We start from the raw sequence: 21161 nt of genomic DNA, 5'->3' as shown, positions 1-21161 counted from the left end.
TCAATCGAGCTCCACCGCACCTCGGACGGGCGGCCGGCCAACACGACCCCACCCCCGCGAAGGCCGGGGTCTGGGCAACGTCTAAAGTGGCGTGGTACGCGCGAGCCCTTACCCGGCCCATCAAGAGGGGAGGCTCGCTGGGAGTCTCTGTCAGGGGTGTGCGTGACGGCCGTCGAATCCCGTCCTGGGGGCACCTCCCAGGCCCTTCAGGCGCTGGGGGAGGGTGTGGTCCGCGATGCGGGCCAGAGCCCGGTTCACCGGCCGTTCGGGGCCCGTGTCAAGGCGTTCGTGGCGCTGACCAAGCCGCGGATCATCGAGCTGCTGCTCATCACCACCGTTCCGGTGATGTTCCTCGCCCAGCAGGGCGTGCCCGACCTGAGGCTGGTGCTGCTCACCTGCGTCGGCGGCTACCTCTCGGCGGGCGGCGCCAACGCGCTGAACATGTACATCGACCGGGACATCGACGCCCTGATGGACCGCACCTCGCAGCGGCCGCTGGTGACCGGCATGGTCAGCCCGCTCGAATGCCTGGTCTTCGGCATCACCCTGGCCGTCGTCTCGACGCTCCTGTTCGGGCTCACCGTCAACTGGCTGTCCGCGTGGCTGTCACTCGGAGCGCTCCTTTTCTACGTCGTCGTCTACACGATGATCCTCAAGCGGCGCACCTCGCAGAACATCGTCTGGGGCGGCATCGCCGGCTGCCTGCCGGTGCTGATCGGCTGGTCCTCGGTGACGAACTCGATGTCCTGGGCGCCGGTCGTCCTCTTCCTCGTCATGTTCTTCTGGACGCCGCCGCACTACTGGCCGCTGTCCATGAAGGTCAAGGACGACTACGCGCGCGTGGGCGTGCCGATGCTCCCGGTCATCGCCTCCAACAAGGTGGTCGCCCGGCAGATCGTCATCTACAGCTGGGTGATGGTCGCCGTCTCCCTGCTGCTCACCCCCCTCGGCTACACCGGCTGGTTCTACACGGTGGTCGCCCTCGCGGCCGGCGGCTTCTGGCTGTGGGAGGCGCACGGGCTGCAGAACCGGGCGAAGGCCGAGGTCACGGGCGGGAAGCTCAAGGAGATGCGACTGTTCCACTGGTCCATCACCTATGTCTCCATCCTCTTCGTCGCGGTCGCCGTCGACCCGTTCCTGCGCTGACCCGCGCCGGGCGTACGTCACAGGGCCCTGCTCTCGCCAGTCGATCTACCCGTGAGTAGCATCCTGTCCATGGCAGACACGCAGCAGGTTGACCCCAAGGACGAGCGCAGGGCGGCGAAGCTGGCCCGGCAGATCGGCGCCTTCTCCAAGGCCCACGGCGGCGCCGAGGGCCAGGTTGCCCACATCGGCGAGCGCGGCGCCCGCATCGTGCTCGTCGGCGCGGACGGCGGCTGGGGCGACCTGGTGGCGCCCAGCACCACCGTCGCCGAGCAGGCCGTCGAGAAGGCGGGCATCACCGTCCACGAGTCCTTCGACGGCGACTTCGCGGCCAAGGTGACCACCGGCCGCTACGAGTGGAGCCGGATGGCGGGCATCCAGGTCGGCGGCCCGGCCAACGGCTGACGCCTGGGGCCTCCAGTTCGAAGGACCCCGGGGCAACACCGGATCCGGGTTCACCCGTTAGGCCCTGCAAGAAGCGCAGCGCCTCCCGGGGGAGCCCGCATGATCGAAACGCCGTCCCTCGTGGACCAGTACTGCCACGGCGTGCTGCGCACCGAGCTGGGCCTCGGCACCTTCGAGACCCAGCTCGCGCGCACCGAGGGACCGCCCGCGCCGGGCACCACCCTCTTCGACACCCAGACCGGCTTCGCCGTACGCCGCTGGTGCCCGCCCCTGCTCGGCCTGGAACCGCACTGCCCGCCCGCCCGGTATCTGGCCCGGCGCCGCGAACTGGGCGTGCTGGAGGCGGGCCGCCGGCTGCTGCGGGGCAGCGGGATCACCACCTACCTGGTCGACACGGGCCTGCCCGGCGACCTCACCGGCCCGGCGGAGCTGGCCTCCGCGGGCGACGCCGAGGCCCACGAGATCGTCCGCCTGGAGCTCCTCGCCGAACAGGTCGCGGACACCTCCGGCACCGTCGAGTGCTTCCTCGCCAACCTCGCCGAGTCGGTGCACGGGGCCGCCGCCGAGGCGGTCGCCTTCACCTCCGTCGCCGGGCTCCGGCACGGACTGGCCCTCGCCCCCGAGCCGCCGGGCCCGGGCGAGGTACGGGGCGCCGCCGGCCGCTGGCTGGCCGGTCGGCGGGTGGGCGGGGCGCTGACCGACCCGGTGCTGCTGCGGCACCTGCTGTGGATCGCGGTCGCCTCGGGCCGGCCCCTCCAGCTCCACGCCGGGCTCGGCGAACCCGGCTCCCGCATCGACCGCACCGACCCGGTGCTGCTCACCGACTTCGTGCGCGCCACGGCCGGGCTCGGCACCGACCTGATCCTGCTGCACGGCTACCCGTACCACCGCCACGCCGCCCACCTCGCCGGGGTCTTCCCGCACGTGTACGCCGACTCCGGCGCGGCGCTCGTGCGCACCGGCGCCCGCGCGGTCACGGTCCTCGCCGAGATCCTCGAACTGGCACCCTTCGGGAAGATCCTCTTCTCCAGCGGCGCCCACGCCCTGCCCGAGCTGCACGTGGTCGGTGCCCTGCTGTTCCGTGAGGCCCTGGGCCGGGTGCTGGGCGCCTGGGTCGCCGAGGACGCGTGGTCCCCGGACGACGCCCAGCGGGTGGCCCGGATGGTCGCGGCGGACAACGCCCGGCGGGTCTACGCGCTGGACTGAGGGGTGTGCGACGGCCAAGGCCCCGTACAGACTGCCGCCATGCCGACCGAAGCGCTCCTCGCCCGTTTCCTGCACGACCTCGCACCGCTGCGGCCGCTGGCCCTCTGGGCGCACGGCTCTCTCGCCGGCGGCGACTACCAGGAGGGCCGCAGCGACCTCGACCTGGTCGCGGTGCTCCCGGGCCCGCTCACCCTCGGCACCGTACGCCGGGTGATCCGCACCCATCGCCGGCTGCGCGCCGAGCCGCTGGCTGCCGGGCTGCACTGCACCTACCTCACCCCGGCCGGCGCGGCGGACCCCGGCCGGTCCCACCCGACCTGGGCGCACGGCCGTGTGATGCGCCGGCCGGTCACCCCCGTGACCCGGCGCGAACTGCACGACTTCGGCCGCGTGCTGCACGGCGGATCGCCGGCCGGACTGCTGCCGCCGGTGCCGGACGGCCTGCTGGAGGAGTTCGTCGTACGGGACCAGCGGGACTACTGGCGGCCGCACGTGGACCGCGCCCGGCTGTGGCGGCAGGACGTCTGGGTGGACCTCGGCCTGCTCACCTTCGCCCGCGCGACCGTCACCCTGCGCGACGGACGGCTGATCCCCAAGCGGGAGGCACTGGCCGAACTGACCGCGCTGGGCGCGCCCGCCGAGGTCGTCGAGGACATCACCCGCCGGCGCTACGGCGCTCCCGCCCCGCGGGACGAGGCCTGGCTCGTCCACCGTGCCGCACTGACCAGGGCCTACCTGGGCCCCGCGATCGACGCGCTGGTCACCGCGTACGGGTGACTCAGGCGCGTGTGCCCACCGTCACCTCGGCCGAGGGGCCGGGCAGTCCGGGCGCGGCCCCGGGGCGCTCCCGGAGCGACAGCAGCACCCGCAGCACCCCGATCCACACCAGGCACGAGCCGAGCATGTGCAGGCCGACGAGGACCTCGGGCAGGTGCGTGAAGTACTGCACGTAGCCGATGACACCCTGCCCGAGCAGGATCAGGAACAGCTCCCGGGTGCGGCCCAGGGGACCGCCGGGCGCGTCCACCGCCTTGAGCACGAACCACAGCGCGAACGTCAGCGTCACCACGATCCACGCGAGCACCGCGTGCAGCTTGGAGACCGTCTCCCAGTCGATCGGGATCCGCTCGACCTCCGAGGAGTCGCCCGCGTGCGGACCGGCCCCGGTCACCACCGTGCCGACCGCGATGAGCAGCAGGGAGGCGGCCACCAGGAACCACACGAGCTGCCGCACCGCCGGGCCGACCAGTGGGCGCGGCTCCCCGTCGCCCTCGCGGGTGCGCTGCCACATCACCGTGGCGATGGCGATCAGCGCCGACGAGAGCAGGAAGTGCGCGGCGACCGTGTAGGGGTTCAGGCCGACCAGGACCACGATGCCGCCGAGCACCGCGTTGCCCATGACCACCCAGAACTGCGCCCAGCCCAGCCGGGTCAGGCTCCGCCGCCGCGGCTTCTCGGCACGAGCGGCGACGATCGCCCAGCCGACGGCGGCGCACAGCACGTACGTCAGCATGCGGTTGCCGAACTCGACGACCCCGTGGAAGCCCATGGCCCGGGTGGTGGTCAGCGAGTCCTCGGTGCAGGTCGGCCAGGTCGGGCAGCCGAGGCCCGAACCGGTGAGGCGGACCGCGCCGCCGGTGACGACGATGATCACCGACATGACGAGCGCGGCGAGCGCCGCCCGCCGGACGGTCCGGGGATCCGGGGTCCAGCGGCCGGCGATGAAGGCGAGCGGGTTGCGCAGCGCCGCGGTGGCGTCGGCGGGGGTCAGCTTTGGCACGTGCACCATGGTAGGCCGCCGCTTGTGCATGCTTTCACGAGGGTCCACCGCGGCCTCACTCCCAGCGGAAGAACTTCCCCGCCGCGGCCAGTCCGAGGACCGCCCAGACCGCGAGGATCCCGAGGTCGCCCCAGGGCACCCCGGCCCCGTGCTGGAGGACGTCCCGCAGGCCGTCGGAGAGCGCCGAGATCGGCAGCAGACCGAGCACGTGCTGACCGGCCGAGCCGAACTTCTCCAGCGGGACGACGACTCCGCCGCCGACGAGGAGCAGCAGGAAGACCAGGTTGGCGGCGGCCAGCGTGGCCTCGGCCTTCAGCGTGCCCGCCATCAGCAGGCCGAGCCCGGAGAAGGCGGCCGTGCCGAGGACCAGCAGGAGCAGCACGGCGAGGGGGTTGCCGTGCGGGGACCAGCCGAGGGCGAACGCGATCGCGGTGAGCAGGATCACCTGGAGGATCTCCGTGACCAGCACCGACGCCGTCTTCGCGGCCATCAGGCCCCAGCGGGGCAGCGGGGAGGAGGCCAGCCGCTTGAGCACGCCGTAACGGCGCTCGAAGCCGGTCGCGATGGCCTGCCCGGTGAACGCCGTGGACATCACGGCGAGGGCGAGGATGCCGGGCGCGAGGAAGTCCACGGCCTCGCCCTTGCCGGTGTCCACGATGTCCACGGAGCTGAAGAGCACCAGCAGCAGGGTCGGGATCACGACCGTCAGCAGCAGCTGCTCGCCGTTGCGCAGCAGCATCCGCGTCTCCAGCGCCGCCTGCGCCGCGATCATGCGGGGCAGGGGCGCCGCACCCGGCCTGGGGGTGTAGGTACCCGACGCGGTGGTCATGAACGCAGCTCCTTGCCCGTGATCTCCAAAAAGACGTCCTCGAGGGTGTGCCGCTCCACCGAGATCCGGTCCGGCATCACCCCGTGCTGGGCGCACCACGAGGTGACCGTGGCCAGCAGTTGCGGGTTCACCTTGCCGGCGACCCGGTAGGCGCCCGGGGTCAGCTCGGCGGCCGTGCTGTCGGCGGGCAGCGCCTTCAGCAGCGAGGCCACGTCGAGACCGGGGCGGCCCGTGAAGCGCAGGGTGTTCTCCGCGCCGCCCCGGCACAGCTCCTCCGGGGAGCCCTGGGCGATGACCCGGCCGCCGTCGATGATCGCCACGTCGTCGGCGAGCTGCTCGGCCTCTTCCATGTAGTGGGTGGTGAGGATCACCGAGACGCCGTCGGCGCCCAGGTCCCGCACCAGGTCCCAGGTGGCCCGGCGGGCCTGCGGGTCGAGGCCGGCGGTCGGCTCGTCCAGGAACACCAGCTCCGGGCGCCCGACCACGGCCATGGCGAGCGCGAGCCGCTGCTGCTGGCCGCCGGACAGCCGCCGGTAGGTGGTCCGGCCGCAGGAGCCGAGCCCGAGGCGTTCCGTCAGCGCGTCCACGTCCAGCGGGTGCGCGTGCAGTTTCGCGACGTGCCGCAGCATCTCGTCGGCCCGGGCGCCGGAGTACACGCCGCCGGACTGGAGCATCACGCCGATCCGCGGACGCAGCTCGGCGGACTGCCGTACCGGGTCGAGGCCCAGGACGCGTACCGTGCCGGAATCCGGCCTCCGGTACCCCTCGCAGGTCTCGACCGTGGTCGTCTTGCCGGCCCCGTTGGGGCCGAGCACGGCGGTCACGCCCGCCCGGGCCACCAGGTCGAGCCCGTCCACCGCGGTCTTCGTGCCGTACCGCTTCACCAAGGCTTCGACCTGGACCACGGGCTCACTTCGCATGAACCCAGAGTCTAGGGACGCCGCCGGGCGTTCCGGCGTGGGGGTGCTGGAAGTCCTCCGCACGGGGCGGTGCGGCGAGCGCGCCGTATGGCGACGGCGCCCCCGTTCACCCGGCCGAGGGAACTCGGCCGGGTGCGCCAGGAGGGTCCCGCCGCGCCCGGCACCCGGTCGGCGCAGCTCCCCGGCCGTCTCGTCCCGCTGGGAAGAGGGCCGGTCGCAGGGGTGCGGACGGGGCCCCGGAGCCTCCCCGGCCAGGGTGTGCGACGCCGGTGAAACGCCTGGCCGGGGCGGTCGGAATGATCGATCAGAAGATCGTTTCCGCAGGTCGGATTAGGTATGCCTAAGTGACGCAGGGCACCGCCGGGTGATCCGGACGGCGCTTGTCAGTCTCCGAGGAATTACGCAACAATGGCGTTGTGAAAAACGTCGGCGAGGCTCGGGAGACCCCGGTGGGGACCCCCCAGGAGGAGCTCGCGACCGGGGAGCGCTCGACGCGCAACCGGGTCGCGCGGTCCATCCTGGACCACGGCCCGTCGACCGTCGCCGAGCTGGCCGGGCGGCTGGGCCTGACCCAGGCCGCGGTACGGCGCCACCTGGACGCGCTCGTCGCCGACGACGTGGTCGAGGCCCGTGAGCAGCGGGTGTACGGCGCGCGGACGCGCGGCCGTCCCGCCAAGGTGTTCGCGCTCACCGACTGCGGCCGCGACGCCTTCGACCAGTCGTACGACAAGCTGGCCGTGGACGCGCTCCGCTGGATCGCCGACCGGGAGGGCGGCCCCGAGGCGGTCGCCGCCTTCGCCCGGGCCCGGTTCGCCGCGCAGGCGAGGGCCTACCGCGAGGCGATCGAGAGCGTCGGCCCCGAGCTGCGCGCCGAGGCACTGGCCAAGGCCCTCAGCGCGGACGGGTACGCTGCTGCGGCGCGCAGCGCGCCCCTCCCGCAGCAGGGTGAGCAGCTCTGCCAGCACCACTGCCCGGTCGCCCACGTGGCGGAGCAGTACCCGCAGCTGTGCGAGGCGGAGACGGAGATCTTCGCCGAGCTCCTGGGTACCCATGTGCAGCGGCTGGCGACGATCGCGCACGGCGACGGCGTCTGCACGACGTTCATCCCCAAGATTTCGAAGTCCGATCACCAGAGCCACCAAGCATCTGCTAGCACGGCCGGGAGGAACCCCGCATGACTCTCCCCACGGAGACTGCCCACCCCGAACTCGAGGGTCTGGGTAAGTACGAATACGGCTGGGCCGACTCCGACACTGCCGGCGCCTCCGCGAAGCGCGGCATCAACGAGGACGTCGTCCGGGACATCTCCGCGAAGAAGTCCGAGCCGGAGTGGATGACGAAGCTCCGTCTCAAGGGCCTCAGGCTCTTCGAGAAGAAGCCCATGCCGAACTGGGGCTCGGACCTGTCGGGGATCGACTTCGACAACATCAAGTACTTCGTGCGCTCCACCGAGAAGCAGGCGGAGTCCTGGGAGGACCTGCCCGAGGACATCAAGAACACGTACGACAAGCTCGGCATCCCCGAGGCGGAGAAGCAGCGCCTCGTGGCCGGTGTCGCGGCCCAGTACGAGTCCGAGGTCGTCTACCACCAGATCCGTGAGGACCTGGAGGAGCAGGGCGTCATCTTCCTCGACACCGACACCGCGCTGAGGGAGCACCCGGAGCTCTTCAAGGAGTACTTCGGCACGGTCATCCCGGTCGGCGACAACAAGTTCGCGTCGCTGAACTCCGCGGTGTGGTCCGGCGGCTCCTTCATCTACGTGCCGAAGGGCGTGCACGTCGAGATCCCGCTCCAGGCCTACTTCCGCATCAACACGGAGAACATGGGCCAGTTCGAGCGGACCCTGATCATCGTCGACGAGGGTGCCTACGTGCACTACGTCGAGGGCTGCACCGCCCCGATCTACAAGTCGGACTCGCTGCACAGCGCGGTCGTCGAGATCATCGTCAAGAAGAACGCCCGCTGCCGCTACACGACCATCCAGAACTGGTCGAACAACGTCTACAACCTGGTCACCAAGCGCGCCGTCGCCTACGAGGGCGCGACCATGGAGTGGATCGACGGCAACATCGGCTCCAAGGTGACGATGAAGTACCCGGCCGTCTACCTGATGGGCGAGCACGCCAAGGGCGAGACCCTGTCCATCGCCTTCGCGGGCGAGGGCCAGCACCAGGACGCCGGTTCCAAGATGGTCCACATGGCGCCGAACACCTCGTCCAACATCGTCTCCAAGTCGGTGGCGCGCGGCGGCGGCCGCACCTCGTACCGCGGCCTGGTCGAGATCGGCGAGGGCGCCGCGGGCTCCAAGTCCAACGTGCTCTGCGACGCGCTGCTGGTCGACACCATCTCCCGCTCCGACACGTACCCCTACGTGGACGTCCGCGAGGACGACGTCTCCATGGGCCACGAGGCGACCGTCTCCAAGGTCTCCGAGGACCAGCTCTTCTACCTGATGAGCCGCGGTCTGTCCGAGTTCGAGGCGATGGCGATGATCGTGCGCGGCTTCGTCGAGCCGATCGCCAAGGAACTCCCCATGGAGTACGCCCTCGAGCTCAACCGGCTGATCGAGCTCCAGATGGAGGGCGCGGTCGGCTGACGCCACCGCCGCTCCCGTCAAGCCACTCACGTAAGAAAGCGAGCAGACCGACAGCCATGGCTGAGGCTCAGAACATCCCCGTGGGCTCGACCACCGCGGGCCAGATCGCGGTGGCCGCCGAGTCGACCGTCGCCACGCGCATGAGCGTGCCCCCGTCCTTCGACGTGGCGGACTTCCCGGTCCCGCACGGCCGCGAGGAGGAATGGCGGTTCACGCCGCTGGAGCGCCTGCGCGGCCTGCACGACGGCACCGCCGTCGCGACCGGCGCGGGCGTGAAGGTCGCCGTCGAGGCCCCCGAGGGCGTGACCGTCGAGACCGTCGGCCGCGACGACGCGCGGATCGGCCGCGCCGGTACCCCGGTGGACCGCGTCGCCGCCCAGGCGTACTCGGCGTTCGAGCAGGCCGGCGTGGTCACCGTCCCCAAGGAGACGGTGCTCACCGAGCCGATCCGCATCGCCGTGCACGGCGAGGGCGGGGTCGCCTTCGGCCACCAGGTCATCGAGCTGGGCGCCTTCGCCGAGGCCGTCGTGGTCATCGACCACACCGGTGACGCGGTGCTCGCCGCGAACGTCGACTACGTCCTGGGCGACGGCGCCAAGCTGACCGTCGTCTCCGTCCAGGACTGGGACGAGAAGGCCGTGCACGTCGCCCAGCACAACGCGCTGATCGGCCGGGACGCCTCCTTCAAGTCCGTGGTCGTCACCTTCGGCGGCGACGTGGTCCGGCTGCACCCCCGCGTGGAGTACGCCGGTCCCGGCGGCGAGGCCGAGATGTTCGGCCTGTACTTCACCGACGCCGGGCAGCACCAGGAGCACCGCCTGCTGGTCACCCACAACACCCCGCACTGCAAGTCCAACGTCGTCTACAAGGGCGCGCTCCAGGGCGACGACGCGCACGCGGTCTGGATCGGCGACGTGCTCATCCAGGCCGCCGCCGAGGGCACGGACACCTACGAGATGAACCGCAACCTCGTCCTCACGGACGGCGCGCGCGTCGACTCGGTGCCGAACCTGGAGATCGAGACCGGCGAGATCGTCGGCGCCGGCCACGCCTCGGCCACCGGCCGCTTCGACGACGAGCAGCTCTTCTACCTGATGGCCCGCGGCATCCCCGAGCAGGACGCCCGCCGCCTGGTGGTGCGCGGCTTCTTCGCCGAGCTGGTCCAGCAGATCGGTGTCGCCGACATCGAGGAGCGCCTGCTCGCCAAGATCGAGGAGGAGCTGGAGGCCTCGGTCGCATGACGTCCTTCGTACGCGCCTGTGGGCTGAGCGAGCTGGAGGAGGACACCCCGAAGCGGGTGGAACTCGACGGCACGCCGGTCTCGGTCGTGAAGACCGAGGGCGAGGTGTTCGCCATCCACGACATCTGCTCGCACGCGAACGTCTCCCTCTCCGAGGGCGAGGTGGAGGACTGCCAGATCGAGTGCTGGCTGCACGGCTCCGCCTTCGACCTGCGCACCGGCAAGCCGTCCGGCCTCCCCGCGACGCGCCCCGTCCCCGTATACCCCGTAAAGATCGAAGGGGACGACGTTCTCGTCTCCCTCACCCAGGAGTCCTGAGGCACCCATGGCAACGCTTGAAATCCGAGACCTGCACGTCACCGTCGAGGCCGACAACGCCACGAAGGAGATCCTCAAGGGTGTCGACCTGACCGTGAAGCAGGGCGAGACGCACGCCATCATGGGCCCCAACGGCTCGGGCAAGTCGACTCTCGCCTACTCGCTCGCGGGTCACCCGAAGTACACGATCACCAGCGGCACCGTGCTGCTCGACGGCGAGGACGTCCTGGAGATGTCCGTCGACGAGCGCGCCCGCGCGGGCCTGTTCCTGGCGATGCAGTACCCGGTCGAGGTCCCCGGCGTCTCGGTCTCCAACTTCCTGCGCACCTCCGCCACCGCCGTCCGCGGTGAGGCCCCGAAGCTGCGCACCTGGGTGAAGGAGGTCAAGGAGGCCATGGAGCGCCTCAACATGGACCCGTCCTTCGCCGAGCGCAACGTCAACGAGGGCTTCTCCGGCGGCGAGAAGAAGCGGCACGAGATCCTCCAGCTCGAGCTGCTCAAGCCGAAGGTCGCGATCCTCGACGAGACGGACTCCGGTCTGGACGTCGACGCCCTTCGCATCGTCTCCGAGGGCGTCAACCGCGTCCGCGAGACCGGCGAGGTCGGCACCCTGCTGATCACGCACTACACGCGCATCCTGCGCTACATCAAGCCCGACTTCGTCCACGTCTTCTCCGCCGGCCGGATCGTGGAGTCCGGCGGCGCCGAGCTCGCCGACAAGCTGGAGGAAGAGGGCTACGAGGCTTACACGAAGGGTGGCGCATCCGCGTGACGCAACTGCCGGGCCTCCTCGACACAGAGGCGATCCGCAAGGACTTCCCCATCCTGGACCGCGTGGTCCACGGCGACCGGAAGCTGGTGTACCTGGACAACGCGGCGACCTCGCAGAAGCCGCGCCAGGTGCTGGACGCCCTGAGCGAGTACTACGAGCGCTACAACGCCAACGTCCACCGCGGTGTGCATGTGCTCGCCGAGGAGGCCACGGCGCTGTACGAGGGCGCGCGCGACAAGGTCGCCGAGTTCATCAACGCGCCCAGCCGCGACGAGGTGATCTTCACCAAGAACGCCTCCGAGTCGCTGAACCTCGTGGCCAACATGCTGGGCTGGGCCGACGAGCCCTACCGCGTGGACCACGAGACCGAGATCGTCATCACGGAGATGGAGCACCACTCCAACATCGTGCCGTGGCAGCTGCTGGCGCAGCGCACGGGCGCGAAGCTGAAGTGGTTCGGCCTCACCGACGACGGCCGGCTCGACCTGTCCAACATCAACGAGGTCATCACCGAGAAGACGAAGATCGTCTCCTTCGTGCTGGTGTCCAACATCCTGGGCACGGTCAACCCGGTCGAGGCGATAGTCCGCCGCGCGCAGGAGGTCGGCGCGCTGGTGTGCGTCGACGCCTCGCAGGCGGCGCCGCACATGCCGCTGGACGTCCAGGCGCTCCAGGCCGACTTCGTGGCCTTCACCGGCCACAAGATGTGCGCCCCGACCGGCATCGGCGTGCTGTGGGGCCGCCAGGAGCTGCTGGAGGACCTCCCTCCGTTCCTCGGCGGCGGCGAGATGATCGAGACGGTGTCGATGCACTCCTCGACCTACGCCCCGGCTCCGCACAAGTTCGAGGCGGGCACGCCGCCGATCGCCCAGGCGGTCGGTCTCGGCGCGGCGATCGACTACCTGAACTCCATCGGCATGGACAAGATCCTCGCGCACGAGCACGCGCTCACCGAGTACGCGGTGAAGCGGCTCGCCGAGGTGCCGGACCTGCGGATCATCGGCCCGACCACGGCCGAGGACCGAGGGGCCGCGATCTCGTTCACGCTGGGCGACATCCACCCGCACGACGTGGGCCAGGTCCTCGACGAGCAGGGCATCGCGGTCCGCGTGGGTCACCACTGCGCGCGACCCGTCTGCCTGCGCTACGGAATTCCCGCGACCACGCGCGCGTCGTTCTATCTGTACTCCACGCCGGCGGAGATCGACGCTCTGGTCGACGGCCTGGAGCACGTACGGAACTTCTTCGGCTGACAGGGACGAGCGATCGCATGAAGCTGGACTCGATGTACCAGGAAGTCATCCTGGACCACTACAAGAACCCGCACGGGCGGGGCTTGCGGGATGGCGACGCCGAGGTGCACCACGTGAACCCGACGTGCGGCGACGAGATCACCCTCCGAGTGAAGTACGACGGCACGACGATCGAGGACGTCAGTTACGAGGGCCAGGGCTGTTCCATCAGCCAGGCCTCCGCCTCCGTGCTGAACGAGCTGCTGGTCGGCAAGGACCTGGCCGACGCGCAGAAGATCCAGGAGACCTTCCTGGAGCTGATGCAGTCCAAGGGCAGGATCGAGCCGGACGACGCCATGGAGGAGGTGCTGGAGGACGCGGTCGCGTTCGCCGGCGTCTCCAAGTACCCCGCCCGGGTCAAGTGCGCCCTCCTGAGCTGGATGGCGTGGAAGGACGCGACGGCCCAGGCGCTGGACGGCGCCGACGCCGAAAGGAAGACCGCATGAGCGACACCGTGGAGATGAAGCCCGCCTCTGAGGAGGAGCTTCGCGAGGCCCTGATGGACGTCGTCGACCCCGAGCTGGGCATCGACGTCGTCAACCTCGGCCTGATCTACGGCATCCACGTCGACGACGCGAACATCGCGACCGTCGACATGACCCTGACGTCCGCGGCCTGCCCGCTGACGGACGTCATCGAGGACCAGGCCAAGTCCGCCACGGACGGCCTGGTCAACGAGTTGCGCATCAACTGGGTCTGGATGCCGCCGTGGGGCCCCGACAAGATCACGGACGATGGCCGCGAGCAGCTTCGGGCGCTCGGGTTCAACGTCTGACACAGCGCCTCGCGAAGGGGGCCGCGGCCGTGTGCCGCGGCCCCCTTCCGTATGCGCACGATCCGCCGGCGCACCGATGTGTACGCTCGTACACATGGGATACCTGTGGCTCGCCGGTGCCATCGCCGCCGAAGTCGTCGCGACGACGGCGATGAAGTACAGCGAGGGCTTCAGCAGGCTCGTGCCCTCCCTCGTGACGGCCCTGGGCTACGTCGTGGCCTTCACGCTGCTCGCCCGCACCCTGCGGACCGTGTCCATCGGCACGGCGTACGCGATCTGGTCGGGCGCCGGGACGGCGACGATCGCCGTCATCGGCCTGACGCTGTTCGGGGAGGGGCTGAGCACCGCCAAGGTGGCCGGGATACTCCTGATCATCGGGGGAGTGGTGGTCCTGAACCTGGGCGGAGCGCACTGATGCCCCGCCGTCACGACCCCGGCCGGCGGCAGCGGATCATCGACGCGGCGCTCCACGTCGTGGGCGAGAAGGGCATCGACGGGCTCAGCCACCGCTCGGTGGCCGCCGCCGCGGACGTCCCGCTCGGCTCCACGACGTACCACTTCGCCACTCTGGACGACCTGTTGGTGGCCGCTCTGGAGCAGGCCGGCGAGGGGTTCGGCGGCGTGCTCGAAGCCGACGGGATCCTCGCGGACCCGGACGCCGACCTCGCGGCGGGCCTGGCCCGCGTCCTCGGCGACTGGCTGCGCGGCGAGGGGCCGGGGGCGGAGCTGGAGTACGAGCTGTACCTCGCCGCGCTCAGACGCCCCGCCCTGCGTCCCGTCGTCGCACGCTGGACGCGCCGGACGGCCGCGCGGCTGGCCGGGCGCACCGATCCGGAGACGGCCCGGGCGCTGCTCGCGCTGATGGACGGCATCTGCCTCCAGGTCCTGCTCACCGGCGGTTCCTACGACGAGGAGTACGCGCGCGGCGCGCTGGCCCGGCTGATCCGCTGAGGCGGCGCCCGGCACGTGAGACACGGTTCGCTCCGGCACCCCCGCCCACGTTAGGTTTTCCCACATGACCGACACGACTGCTTCCCGCACCACCGGTGCCGTGGCCGCCGGCCTCGCCACCATCGCCTCCGACGGCACCGTTCTCGACACCTGGTTCCCGGCCCCCGAGCTGGTCGCGGACCCCGGCCCGGCCGGCACCGAGCGGCTGTCCGCCGAGCGGGCCGCGGAGCTGCTCGGCGCCGGTGCGACCGCGGCGACCGGCCGGGACGCCCGCCGGGGCGTCGAGGTGGTCGCGGTCCGTACGGTCATCGCCTCGCTGGACGAGAAGCCGATCGACGCCCACGACGTCTACCTGCGCCTGCACCTGCTCTCGCACCGCCTGGTCAAGCCGCACGGCCAGAGCCTGGACGGCATCTTCGGTCACCTCGCCAACGTCGCCTGGACCTCGCTCGGCCCGGTCGCCGTGGACGACATCGAGAAGGTGCGGCTGAACGCCCGCGCCGAGGGCCTGCACCTCCAGGTCACCTCGATCGACAAGTTCCCGCGCATGACGGACTACGTCGCCCCGAAGGGCGTGCGCATCGCCGACGCCGACCGGGTCCGCCTGGGCGCCCACCTCTCCGAGGGCACCACGGTGATGCACGAGGGCTTCGTCAACTTCAACGCCGGCACGCTCGGCACCTCCATGGTCGAGGGCCGCATCTCCGCGGGCGTCGTGGTCGGCGACGGCTCGGACATCGGCGGCGGCGCGTCCACCATGGGCACGCTGTCCGGCGGCGGCAACGTGATCATCTCCATCGGCGAGCGCTGCCTGATCGGCGCCGAGGCGGGCGTCGGCATCGCGCTCGGCGACGAGTGCGTGGTGGAGGCCGGCCTGTACGTCACCGCGGGCACCCGCGTCACCATGCCCGACGGCCAGATCGTCAAGGCCCGCGAACTCAACGGCGCCTCCAACATCCTCTTCCGCCGCAACTCGGTCACCGGCGCGGTCGAGGCCCGACCGAACAACGCGGTCTGGGGCGGCCTGAACGACATCCTGCACAGCCACAACTGACCACGGGCGGCCGTGACCCGCGGCCGCCTCGTCGATCGGCGTCCCGACCCGCTGCCGAGCTGTCGGCAGCTGTCGGCGCCGGTCGTCGTTGAGCGCCCTTCCATGGCCCGAGGACGGCCCGGGAGGGCGCTCGTGCGTGGGGGGCCGCGCTGGAGCGCCCGGCCGCGCCGCCGCTACCCCATGCTCTTGGCGCCGTCCAGGGACTCGCGGATGATGTCGGCGTGGCCGGCGTGCTGGGCGGTCTCGGCGATGACGTGCAGCAGCACCCGGCGGGCCGACCATCGCGCGCCCGGCTCGGACCAGGGGGCCTTCGGCAGTAGTTGTGTGGCGCCCAGGTCGGGCAGCGCGGCCACCACTTCGTCGGTCCGGCGGGCCGCCTCGGCGTAGCCGGCGAGCACTCCGGCCAGCGTCTCGCCGGGCAGCATGCGGAACTCGTCGGCCCGCCGGGCCCAGTCGGCCTCGGTCATGGCGGTGAAGTCGGGCATCGCCGACGGGCCGTCCAGGATGAACTGCGCCCAGGTGCGCTCGACGGCGGTGACGTGCTTGATCAGGCCGCCCAGACACAGCCGGCTGGCGGTGGTCCGGCGCCCGGCCTGCTCGTCGGTGAGGTCGCGGGTGGTCAATCGCAGGAAGCGCCGATGCCGGGCCAGTGCCTCCAGCAGGTCGGCATGCTCGCCGGTGGTGGCCGCCTCGTCGGTGGCCGGTTCGTCGACAGTCACGGTCTCGCTCATGATCGCTGCCTTCCGTGGTTCGTGTTCCGCCGGGCAGGGAGGACGCTAGGCGGCATGGAGGTCAGATCCTGACCTAAATGACCGCGCCCGCGCGAGCACTTGTCTCACCTATCGAATATCGATAGATTTCCATCGCATCTCGATGGAAGGATCGGTCGTGGGGAAACTGACCGTGCGTGCGCTGCGCGCCGTGCTCGTGGTGGTGCTCGCCGGCACCGTGTTCGTGCAGGCGGGGATGGTGTGGGTGCTGGTCGGCGGCGGTGATCCGGAGGACGGGTCGCTCCCGCTGACCGCGTTCCGCGTGATCACGATCCTGGGCATGGCGACGGCCCAGGTCGCGCTGTTCTGCGTATGGCGGCTGGTGGCGATGGTGCGGCGCGGAACCGTGTTCTCCCACGCCGCCTTCCGGTACGTGGACGGTGTGATCGGTGCCGTCGTGGCGGCCGCTCTCCTGTGGTTCGCGGTCACGGCCGTCAACGCGCCCGGCCAGCGGGCCGATCCGGGCGTCACCGTCATCATGGCCGGGATCGGCCTGGCCGTCCTCGGGGTCGCGCTCATCGTGCTCGTGCTGCGGATGCTGCTCGTCCAGGCCGTCGCGCGCGACGTCGAGGCGTCGCGGATGCGGGCCGAGTTGGACGAGGTGATCTGATGCCGATCGTCGTCGACATCGACGTGATGCTCGCCCGGCGGAAGATGTCCGTGGGCGAGCTGGCGGAACGCGTGGGGATCACGCCGGCCAACCTCGCGGTACTCAAGAACGGCCGCGCCAAGGCGGTGCGCTTCGCGACCCTCGCCGCGCTCTGCGAGGTACTCGCCTGCCAGCCGGGCGACCTGCTCCGCTGGGAGGGCGACGGCGAGGACGAGGGCACGGCGGGCGGGTGACGTCCGGGGGTGAGCGGGCACGCGCGTGGCACTCCCCGGTCCTCACGGCCCCGCCGCGAGCCGGCCGAGCGCGTCCGCGAGGGTCATGAAGTCCCGCGTCCGCAAGCCGATCCGCGGGTCGACGTGGTGCAGCAGCGCCGGCGCGGTGTGGTGGGCCGCCACATGGGCGGTGTCAGCGGGGCCCTGCTCGTCGTCCACCCAGGCGAAGGGGCGGCCCGCCGCGTGGGCCAGGATCGCCTCCGTCTTCCAGTGGACGCCGTCCGGCCGCTCGGCGAACAGGCAGTGCCCGAAGTCGACGTACGGCAGCTCGGGCAGCCCGACGACCGGCGCGATCCAGTGATTGGCCTCCGCCATCCAGGTCGTGGCCCAGCACAGCTCGTACCCGAGCGCCAGCAGTGCCGGGCCGTGCGACGGGTTCAGCCACACGCGCAGCGGGCGCCCGGGGCGGACGGAGGCCCGGATCGTCACGTAGCCCTCGGGGCGGCGTTCCGGCTTGGCCGCGTAGGGGTTGAGCGGTCCGTCGACGTCCAGGAAGAGGAGCGGGCGGGTCACGCGGTCACCGTACGGCCGGGGCCCGGGTGGGGCAGGTGGTTTTCGGGGGCGGTCATGGGGCGGCGAGCCGGTCGTACCGTGCCCGCAGGGCGTCGGCCGTCTCCGGGGTGGCGGGGAGCAGGGGTGCGCGTACCGGGCCGGCGGGGAGGCCGAGCCGGGTGAGCAGGGCCTTGGCGGTGACCGTGCCGGGCAGCCCCGCGGCCGTCATCGCCTCGATCAACGGCATTGCCTCCAGCTGGAGTTCGGCCGCGCGGGCGGTGTCACCCGCGTCGAACGCGTCCAGGACGGCGGCGATCCGCCCCGGCACCGCGTTGGCGACCGTGCTCACGCAGCCCGCCGCGCCCACCGCGTACAGCGCGAGCACGTGCTCGTCGCACCCCGCGTAGTACGCCAGTTCCGTACGCGCCAGCACCTTCTGGGTGCCGAGGAAGTCGTACGAGCAGTCCTTGACGGCCACGATCCGGGGGTGTCCGGCGAGCCGGATCATCGTCTCCGGCTCGATCCGGGTGCCGGTGCGGCCCGGGATGTCGTAGAGCATCACCGGCAGGCCGCTCGCGTCGGCGATCTGCCGGAAGTGCGCCTCCACCGCCGCCTGTGGCGGCCTGCTGTAGTACGGCGTCACCACCAGCACGCCGTCGGCGCCCGCCTTCTCCGCCGCGCGGGCCCCCTCGGCCGTGTGCCGGGTGTCCGCCGTGCCGACGCCCGCCACCAGCGCGGCCCGGTCGCCGACGGCGTCCCGGACGGCCGCGATCAGTTCCGCCTTCTCCGCGTCCGTGGTGGTCGGCGACTCGCCCGTGGTGCCGTTCAGCACCAGCCCGTCGCAGCCCCCGGCCACCAGCCGGTCCGCCAGCAGCGCGGCCCCCTCCAGATCGAGCGTGCCCGCCTCGGTGAACGGGGTGATCATCGCGCACAGCGTGCGGCCGAAGGGCTTGCGTCGGATCGTCATACGGGTAGTCTCGGCAACTCGAAGGTGAAGCTCTACTTAATTCCCCTACGAGATATTGATAAGCATCGCTGACACGTGCGGCGGTGGCCGAAGGTCCTGTGTCCAAGTCGGCCGACATGGGTCACTATGAGTCGGGACGGTCATTGACGTCGGTCATGGGAGGCACCATGAAGCTCGGCAAGGCACTGGCCACCGGAGTCGCCGAGGAGCGGCCCCGCGTCCACCAGGAGGAGCCGGAGCTCCCCGAGGAGATCACCCGCACCGCACCGGCCGAGCCGGCCCGCGAAGAGGTACCGGCGGCCCGATGAGGCTGCGGCTCCCGGTGGAACGCCCGACGGAGCCGCCGACCGGATACAAGATCGCCCACCCGGTGCTGTCGCGGGACGGCACCCGGGCCGGGTTCACCGGTGTGTCCCTGGGCGGCGCGCTGCCGTACGGCGTGCTCGCCGACGCCTCCTGCGTCTACGGGCGCCGGCACCGCGCGCCCGCGCGCCTGTGCGACTGCGGCTTCCACTGCGTGCACGACCGTACGGCCGCCGAGGCCATGCTCTGCACGGCCGAGCACCGGGCCGCGGTCCTGCTCGAAGTCTCCGTGCTCGGCGCCTACATCCGTTTCGAGCGCGGCTTCCGGTACGCCCGGCAGCGGGTGCGCACGGCGGCCGTGGGTCCGTGCGCCTGCGGGGCCGGCCCGGTCGCGCTCGCCGACGCCGGCTGGGGCAGACCCGGCTGGCAGGCCCTGGTGCCCGCGTGCGCGGGCTGCGCGGGAGCGCGTACGTCGGTCCCGCTCGCCGGATTCGCCCGGCTGGCCGGGGAGGGCCTGCGGGTGGCGGCGGCGGCCGCCGTCCCGTCCGCCGGGTTGCCGGCCGACGGCGACATGGGCGTACCCGAACTCGTGGCCGAGGCGGCCCTGTTGCAGGCCCGGCTGGACTGGTTCCAGACGCAACTCGCCCGGCTCGGCTCACCCGGCGCGGGGGGAGAGGGGAGAGGGTGACGGACCCGGGCCTGGGTACTCGGGGGGTTCCGTACGGAGGAGGAGGCGGAACACGTGACCGTGACCTCGCAGACACGGCCCCCGCTCGACGGGCACCCTTCCACGGGTGAACTCGTCAGCCGGGCCACCGAACAGCTTTCCCGGCTCCTGCGACAGGAGGTCGCCCTCGCCAAGGAGGAGCTGACCGAGAAGGGGCGCCACGCCGGACGGGGCGGCGGACTGCTCGGTGCCGCGGGCGCCGTCGGTTACGTCGGCCTGATCACCCTGGCCGGCGCCGCCACCGCCGCGATCGCCCTCGCCCTGCCCGTGTGGGCCTCGGCGCTGATCGTCGCCGCGGTGTTCTTCGTCGTGGCCGGTCTGCTGGGCATGGCCGGCCGGGCCCAGTTGCGCCGCGCGACCCCGCCCAAACCCGAGGTGACGCTCGGCAGCGTCAAGGCGGACGTCGACGTGATCAGGGAAAGGGCACACCGATGAGCCACAAGAACCCGCACGGCTCGGGCGCCAAGGGCCCCGACGAACTGCGGCACCAGATAGAGCAGACCCGCAGCCAGCTCGGCGACACCGTCGAACAGCTCGTCGGCAAGGCCGACATGAAGGGCCGCGCCAAGGCCCGCGCCGCCGACCTGAAGGACAAGGCCGGCGCCATGACCGTGCAGCTCCGCTCCAGCGCCGCCCAGGCCGGGCACACCGTGCAGGAGCGGGCGGTCAGGACCGGGCACGCGATGCAGGAGCGGTCGAGCCACGCCCGGCACGCGATGCAGGACCGGTCCGGTCATGCCCGGCACGCCGTGCAGGACCGGTCAGGCCACGCCCGGCACGCCCTCCAAGAACGCGCCACGAGCGCCGGTCACGCCCTGCAGGAGCAGGCCACCAGTGCCGGTCACGCCCTGCAGGAACGGCGCGCGCGGCACGCCGGCCGCCCCCTTCCGGAGTCCGTGCGGCGCGCACTGGACGCGGGCCGGCGGCACCCGGGGCCCGTCCTCGCCGCCGGCGCCCTCGCCACCGCCGCCGTCGCCGGGGTCATCGCCTGGCGCCGGCAGCACGGCCGCTGCCGCTGAACCGCTCCGGCCCGCCCGTCACGCCGGCGGACGGGCACCGCTGACCACCCTCCTACCGAACACTCCGTCCTCCTGGACAAAAAAAGTTTTCGGTGGGAGGGTGGTCGCATGCTGGACGTGACCGTGATCGAGGATCCCGAGGCGGCGGCCGTGTCGCTGGACCCGGTGCGGGCCCGGCTGCTAGCCGAGCTGGCGGCCGGACCCGCGTCGGCCGCCATGCTGGCCGGCCGGGTCGGACTGCCCCGGCAGAAGGTGAACTACCACCTCAAGGCGCTGGAGCGGCACGGCCTGGTCGAACTGGCGGGGGAGCGCCGCAAGGGCAACGTCACCGAGCGGCTGATGCGGGCGACCGCCGCGTCGTACGTCATCTCGCCGGCCGCCCTCGCCGCGGTGCAGCCCGACCCGGACCGCTTCCGCGACCAGTTCTCCGCCCGCTGGCTGCTCGCGCTCGGCGCCCGCCTCGTCCGGGACGTCGGCGAGCTGATCACCGGCGCGGCGAAGGCCCGCAAGCGGCTGGCGACCTACGCCCTGGACGGCGAGGTCCGCTTCGCCTCGGCGGCCGACCGGGCCGCCTTCGCGCAGGAGCTGACGGCCGGCGTGAGCGCGCTGATCCGCAAGTACGACGCCCCCGGCGCCGAGGACGGCCGTGACCACCGGATCGTCGTCGCCCTCCACCCCACGGTCCGGGACCGGACCGCCCCAGAGAGCTGAGCAGGAGCC

The 21161-nt window shown here is 71.8% G+C and carries 28 protein-coding genes; 22 read left to right on the top strand and 6 right to left on the bottom strand.

Annotated features, from left to right (window positions below):
• Positions 1–156: 156 nt before the first annotated feature.
• The 4 genes from ACWCPN_RS17975 (at position 157) to ACWCPN_RS17960 (ending at position 3531) form a co-directional block, all read left to right on the top strand.
• Positions 157–1146, top strand: coding sequence for a heme o synthase (locus ACWCPN_RS17975; RefSeq protein WP_451206981.1), 990 nt, complete (start codon positions 157–159; stop codon positions 1144–1146).
• 69 nt (positions 1147–1215) lie between these two features.
• On the top strand, positions 1216–1548 hold the full coding sequence (locus ACWCPN_RS17970) for a hypothetical protein (protein ID WP_199210111.1): 333 nt from the start codon (positions 1216–1218) through the stop codon (positions 1546–1548).
• A gap of 99 nt (positions 1549–1647) precedes the next feature.
• The gene (locus tag ACWCPN_RS17965; RefSeq protein ID WP_365126379.1) at positions 1648–2754 is read left to right on the top strand and encodes an amidohydrolase family protein; all 1107 of its coding nucleotides are present in this window, start codon (positions 1648–1650) and stop codon (positions 2752–2754) included.
• A gap of 39 nt (positions 2755–2793) precedes the next feature.
• The gene (locus ACWCPN_RS17960; protein WP_451206977.1) at positions 2794–3531 is read left to right on the top strand and encodes a nucleotidyltransferase; all 738 of its coding nucleotides are present in this window, start codon (positions 2794–2796) and stop codon (positions 3529–3531) included.
• A gap of 1 nt (position 3532) precedes the next feature.
• Here the strand turns inward: ACWCPN_RS17960 and ACWCPN_RS17955 are convergent, their stop codons facing one another.
• From ACWCPN_RS17955 to ACWCPN_RS17945, 3 genes are read right to left on the bottom strand one after another with little or no spacing between them, the layout of a single operon-like run.
• Positions 3533–4543 (bottom strand): COX15/CtaA family protein, encoded by a 1011-nt coding sequence (locus ACWCPN_RS17955; protein ID WP_451206973.1) that lies wholly within the window; start codon positions 4541–4543, stop codon positions 3533–3535.
• A 46-nt stretch (positions 4544–4589) separates the two neighbouring features.
• Positions 4590–5363, bottom strand: a complete 774-nt coding sequence (locus ACWCPN_RS17950; RefSeq protein ID WP_451206969.1) for an ABC transporter permease — start codon at positions 5361–5363, stop codon at positions 4590–4592.
• The gene (locus ACWCPN_RS17945) at positions 5360–6283 is read right to left on the bottom strand and encodes an ABC transporter ATP-binding protein (protein ID WP_451206966.1); all 924 of its coding nucleotides are present in this window, start codon (positions 6281–6283) and stop codon (positions 5360–5362) included. Before ACWCPN_RS17945 ends, ACWCPN_RS17950 begins: the two co-directional genes overlap by 4 nt.
• A 416-nt stretch (positions 6284–6699) precedes the next feature.
• Here ACWCPN_RS17945 and ACWCPN_RS17940 point away from each other — a divergent pair, with 416 nt between their 5' ends.
• The 11 genes from ACWCPN_RS17940 (at position 6700) to dapD (ending at position 15281) form a co-directional block, all read left to right on the top strand.
• The gene (locus tag ACWCPN_RS17940; RefSeq protein ID WP_199210106.1) at positions 6700–7461 is read left to right on the top strand and encodes a helix-turn-helix transcriptional regulator; all 762 of its coding nucleotides are present in this window, start codon (positions 6700–6702) and stop codon (positions 7459–7461) included.
• Positions 7458–8879, top strand: coding sequence for a Fe-S cluster assembly protein SufB (gene sufB / locus ACWCPN_RS17935; RefSeq protein WP_451206963.1), 1422 nt, complete (start codon positions 7458–7460; stop codon positions 8877–8879). The genes ACWCPN_RS17940 and sufB overlap by 4 nt, the downstream gene beginning before the upstream one ends.
• Positions 8880–8935: 56 nt before the next feature.
• Positions 8936–10120, top strand: coding sequence for a Fe-S cluster assembly protein SufD (gene sufD / locus ACWCPN_RS17930; RefSeq protein WP_365126368.1), 1185 nt, complete (start codon positions 8936–8938; stop codon positions 10118–10120).
• Positions 10117–10437, top strand: coding sequence for a non-heme iron oxygenase ferredoxin subunit (locus tag ACWCPN_RS17925; protein ID WP_199210104.1), 321 nt, complete (start codon positions 10117–10119; stop codon positions 10435–10437). Before sufD ends, ACWCPN_RS17925 begins: the two co-directional genes overlap by 4 nt.
• Positions 10438–10444: 7 nt before the next feature.
• Complete coding sequence (gene sufC, locus ACWCPN_RS17920; RefSeq protein WP_351669270.1) at positions 10445–11209, top strand: Fe-S cluster assembly ATPase SufC; 765 nt, start codon at positions 10445–10447, stop codon at positions 11207–11209.
• Entirely contained in the window at positions 11206–12462 is a 1257-nt protein-coding gene (locus ACWCPN_RS17915; protein ID WP_451206959.1) for a cysteine desulfurase, read from the top strand. The genes sufC and ACWCPN_RS17915 overlap by 4 nt, the downstream gene beginning before the upstream one ends.
• A gap of 17 nt (positions 12463–12479) precedes the next feature.
• A complete protein-coding gene (sufU, locus tag ACWCPN_RS17910; protein WP_199210101.1) occupies positions 12480–12947 on the top strand; it encodes a Fe-S cluster assembly sulfur transfer protein SufU in 468 nt (155 codons plus the stop codon).
• Positions 12944–13276, top strand: a complete 333-nt coding sequence (locus ACWCPN_RS17905; RefSeq protein ID WP_030745090.1) for a metal-sulfur cluster assembly factor — start codon at positions 12944–12946, stop codon at positions 13274–13276. The genes sufU and ACWCPN_RS17905 overlap by 4 nt, the downstream gene beginning before the upstream one ends.
• Before the next feature lie 94 nt (positions 13277–13370).
• Positions 13371–13691 (top strand): DMT family transporter, encoded by a 321-nt coding sequence (locus ACWCPN_RS17900; RefSeq protein ID WP_365126363.1) that lies wholly within the window; start codon positions 13371–13373, stop codon positions 13689–13691.
• Positions 13691–14227, top strand: a complete 537-nt coding sequence (locus ACWCPN_RS17895) for a TetR/AcrR family transcriptional regulator (RefSeq protein ID WP_451206955.1) — start codon at positions 13691–13693, stop codon at positions 14225–14227. Before ACWCPN_RS17900 ends, ACWCPN_RS17895 begins: the two co-directional genes overlap by 1 nt.
• Positions 14228–14291: 64 nt before the next feature.
• Entirely contained in the window at positions 14292–15281 is a 990-nt protein-coding gene (gene dapD / locus ACWCPN_RS17890; RefSeq protein ID WP_451206952.1) for a 2,3,4,5-tetrahydropyridine-2,6-dicarboxylate N-succinyltransferase, read from the top strand.
• Between the two features lie 173 nt (positions 15282–15454).
• Here dapD and ACWCPN_RS17885 read toward each other — a convergent pair whose 3' ends face one another.
• A complete protein-coding gene (locus ACWCPN_RS17885) occupies positions 15455–16012 on the bottom strand; it encodes a DinB family protein (protein WP_451206949.1) in 558 nt (185 codons plus the stop codon).
• 157 nt (positions 16013–16169) lie between these two features.
• On the opposite strand from ACWCPN_RS17885, the gene ACWCPN_RS17880 reads away from it, so the two are divergent.
• Positions 16170–16661 carry a DUF2975 domain-containing protein gene (locus ACWCPN_RS17880; protein ID WP_451206946.1) on the top strand — a complete coding sequence of 164 codons (492 nt, stop codon included), beginning with the start codon at positions 16170–16172 and terminating at the stop codon, positions 16659–16661.
• A complete protein-coding gene (locus tag ACWCPN_RS17875; RefSeq protein ID WP_451206943.1) occupies positions 16661–16894 on the top strand; it encodes a helix-turn-helix domain-containing protein in 234 nt (77 codons plus the stop codon). Before ACWCPN_RS17880 ends, ACWCPN_RS17875 begins: the two co-directional genes overlap by 1 nt.
• 42 nt (positions 16895–16936) lie before the next feature.
• Here the strand turns inward: ACWCPN_RS17875 and ACWCPN_RS17870 are convergent, their stop codons facing one another.
• Positions 16937–17446, bottom strand: a complete 510-nt coding sequence (locus ACWCPN_RS17870; protein WP_451206940.1) for a hypothetical protein — start codon at positions 17444–17446, stop codon at positions 16937–16939.
• A gap of 52 nt (positions 17447–17498) precedes the next feature.
• A complete protein-coding gene (dapA, locus tag ACWCPN_RS17865) occupies positions 17499–18392 on the bottom strand; it encodes a 4-hydroxy-tetrahydrodipicolinate synthase (protein WP_451206937.1) in 894 nt (297 codons plus the stop codon).
• A 155-nt stretch (positions 18393–18547) separates the two neighbouring features.
• On the opposite strand from dapA, the gene ACWCPN_RS17860 reads away from it, so the two are divergent.
• From ACWCPN_RS17860 to ACWCPN_RS17840, 5 genes are all read left to right on the top strand, one after another.
• The gene (locus ACWCPN_RS17860; protein WP_199213800.1) at positions 18548–18700 is read left to right on the top strand and encodes a hypothetical protein; all 153 of its coding nucleotides are present in this window, start codon (positions 18548–18550) and stop codon (positions 18698–18700) included.
• Positions 18697–19383: a hypothetical protein gene (locus ACWCPN_RS17855; RefSeq protein ID WP_451206934.1), complete on the top strand. Its 687-nt coding sequence runs from the start codon at positions 18697–18699 to the stop codon at positions 19381–19383. The genes ACWCPN_RS17860 and ACWCPN_RS17855 overlap by 4 nt, the downstream gene beginning before the upstream one ends.
• Positions 19384–19437: 54 nt before the next feature.
• Positions 19438–19857: a phage holin family protein gene (locus tag ACWCPN_RS17850; protein WP_199210095.1), complete on the top strand. Its 420-nt coding sequence runs from the start codon at positions 19438–19440 to the stop codon at positions 19855–19857.
• Positions 19854–20441 (top strand): DUF3618 domain-containing protein, encoded by a 588-nt coding sequence (locus tag ACWCPN_RS17845; RefSeq protein WP_451206930.1) that lies wholly within the window; start codon positions 19854–19856, stop codon positions 20439–20441. The genes ACWCPN_RS17850 and ACWCPN_RS17845 overlap by 4 nt, the downstream gene beginning before the upstream one ends.
• Before the next feature lie 108 nt (positions 20442–20549).
• The gene (locus tag ACWCPN_RS17840; protein ID WP_451206927.1) at positions 20550–21152 is read left to right on the top strand and encodes an ArsR/SmtB family transcription factor; all 603 of its coding nucleotides are present in this window, start codon (positions 20550–20552) and stop codon (positions 21150–21152) included.
• Positions 21153–21161 lie beyond the last annotated feature (9 nt).

The sequence above is a fragment of the Streptomyces sp. NPDC002386 genome (assembly GCF_053593175.1).
The sequence above is the reverse complement of the archived record's forward strand: the minus strand, read 5'-3'. Positions and strand labels throughout refer to the sequence as shown.

Coding starts and splice junctions, on each gene's coding strand:
- ACWCPN_RS17970 (WP_199210111.1), top strand. CDS start 1,216: ATGGCAGACACGCAGCAGGTTGACCCCAAGGACGAGCGCAGGGCGGCG.
- ACWCPN_RS17965 (WP_365126379.1), top strand. CDS start 1,648: ATGATCGAAACGCCGTCCCTCGTGGACCAGTACTGCCACGGCGTGCTG.
- ACWCPN_RS17960 (WP_451206977.1), top strand. CDS start 2,794: ATGCCGACCGAAGCGCTCCTCGCCCGTTTCCTGCACGACCTCGCACCG.
- ACWCPN_RS17955 (WP_451206973.1), bottom strand. CDS start 4,543: ATGGTGCACGTGCCAAAGCTGACCCCCGCCGACGCCACCGCGGCGCTG.
- ACWCPN_RS17950 (WP_451206969.1), bottom strand. CDS start 5,363: ATGACCACCGCGTCGGGTACCTACACCCCCAGGCCGGGTGCGGCGCCC.
- ACWCPN_RS17945 (WP_451206966.1), bottom strand. CDS start 6,283: ATGCGAAGTGAGCCCGTGGTCCAGGTCGAAGCCTTGGTGAAGCGGTAC.
- sufB (WP_451206963.1), top strand. CDS start 7,458: ATGACTCTCCCCACGGAGACTGCCCACCCCGAACTCGAGGGTCTGGGT.
- sufD (WP_365126368.1), top strand. CDS start 8,936: ATGGCTGAGGCTCAGAACATCCCCGTGGGCTCGACCACCGCGGGCCAG.
- ACWCPN_RS17925 (WP_199210104.1), top strand. CDS start 10,117: ATGACGTCCTTCGTACGCGCCTGTGGGCTGAGCGAGCTGGAGGAGGAC.
- sufC (WP_351669270.1), top strand. CDS start 10,445: ATGGCAACGCTTGAAATCCGAGACCTGCACGTCACCGTCGAGGCCGAC.
- sufU (WP_199210101.1), top strand. CDS start 12,480: ATGAAGCTGGACTCGATGTACCAGGAAGTCATCCTGGACCACTACAAG.
- ACWCPN_RS17905 (WP_030745090.1), top strand. CDS start 12,944: ATGAGCGACACCGTGGAGATGAAGCCCGCCTCTGAGGAGGAGCTTCGC.
- ACWCPN_RS17900 (WP_365126363.1), top strand. CDS start 13,371: ATGGGATACCTGTGGCTCGCCGGTGCCATCGCCGCCGAAGTCGTCGCG.
- ACWCPN_RS17895 (WP_451206955.1), top strand. CDS start 13,691: ATGCCCCGCCGTCACGACCCCGGCCGGCGGCAGCGGATCATCGACGCG.
- dapD (WP_451206952.1), top strand. CDS start 14,292: ATGACCGACACGACTGCTTCCCGCACCACCGGTGCCGTGGCCGCCGGC.
- ACWCPN_RS17885 (WP_451206949.1), bottom strand. CDS start 16,012: ATGAGCGAGACCGTGACTGTCGACGAACCGGCCACCGACGAGGCGGCC.
- ACWCPN_RS17875 (WP_451206943.1), top strand. CDS start 16,661: ATGCCGATCGTCGTCGACATCGACGTGATGCTCGCCCGGCGGAAGATG.
- dapA (WP_451206937.1), bottom strand. CDS start 18,392: ATGACGATCCGACGCAAGCCCTTCGGCCGCACGCTGTGCGCGATGATC.
- ACWCPN_RS17860 (WP_199213800.1), top strand. CDS start 18,548: ATGGGAGGCACCATGAAGCTCGGCAAGGCACTGGCCACCGGAGTCGCC.
- ACWCPN_RS17855 (WP_451206934.1), top strand. CDS start 18,697: ATGAGGCTGCGGCTCCCGGTGGAACGCCCGACGGAGCCGCCGACCGGA.
- ACWCPN_RS17845 (WP_451206930.1), top strand. CDS start 19,854: ATGAGCCACAAGAACCCGCACGGCTCGGGCGCCAAGGGCCCCGACGAA.
- ACWCPN_RS17840 (WP_451206927.1), top strand. CDS start 20,550: ATGCTGGACGTGACCGTGATCGAGGATCCCGAGGCGGCGGCCGTGTCG.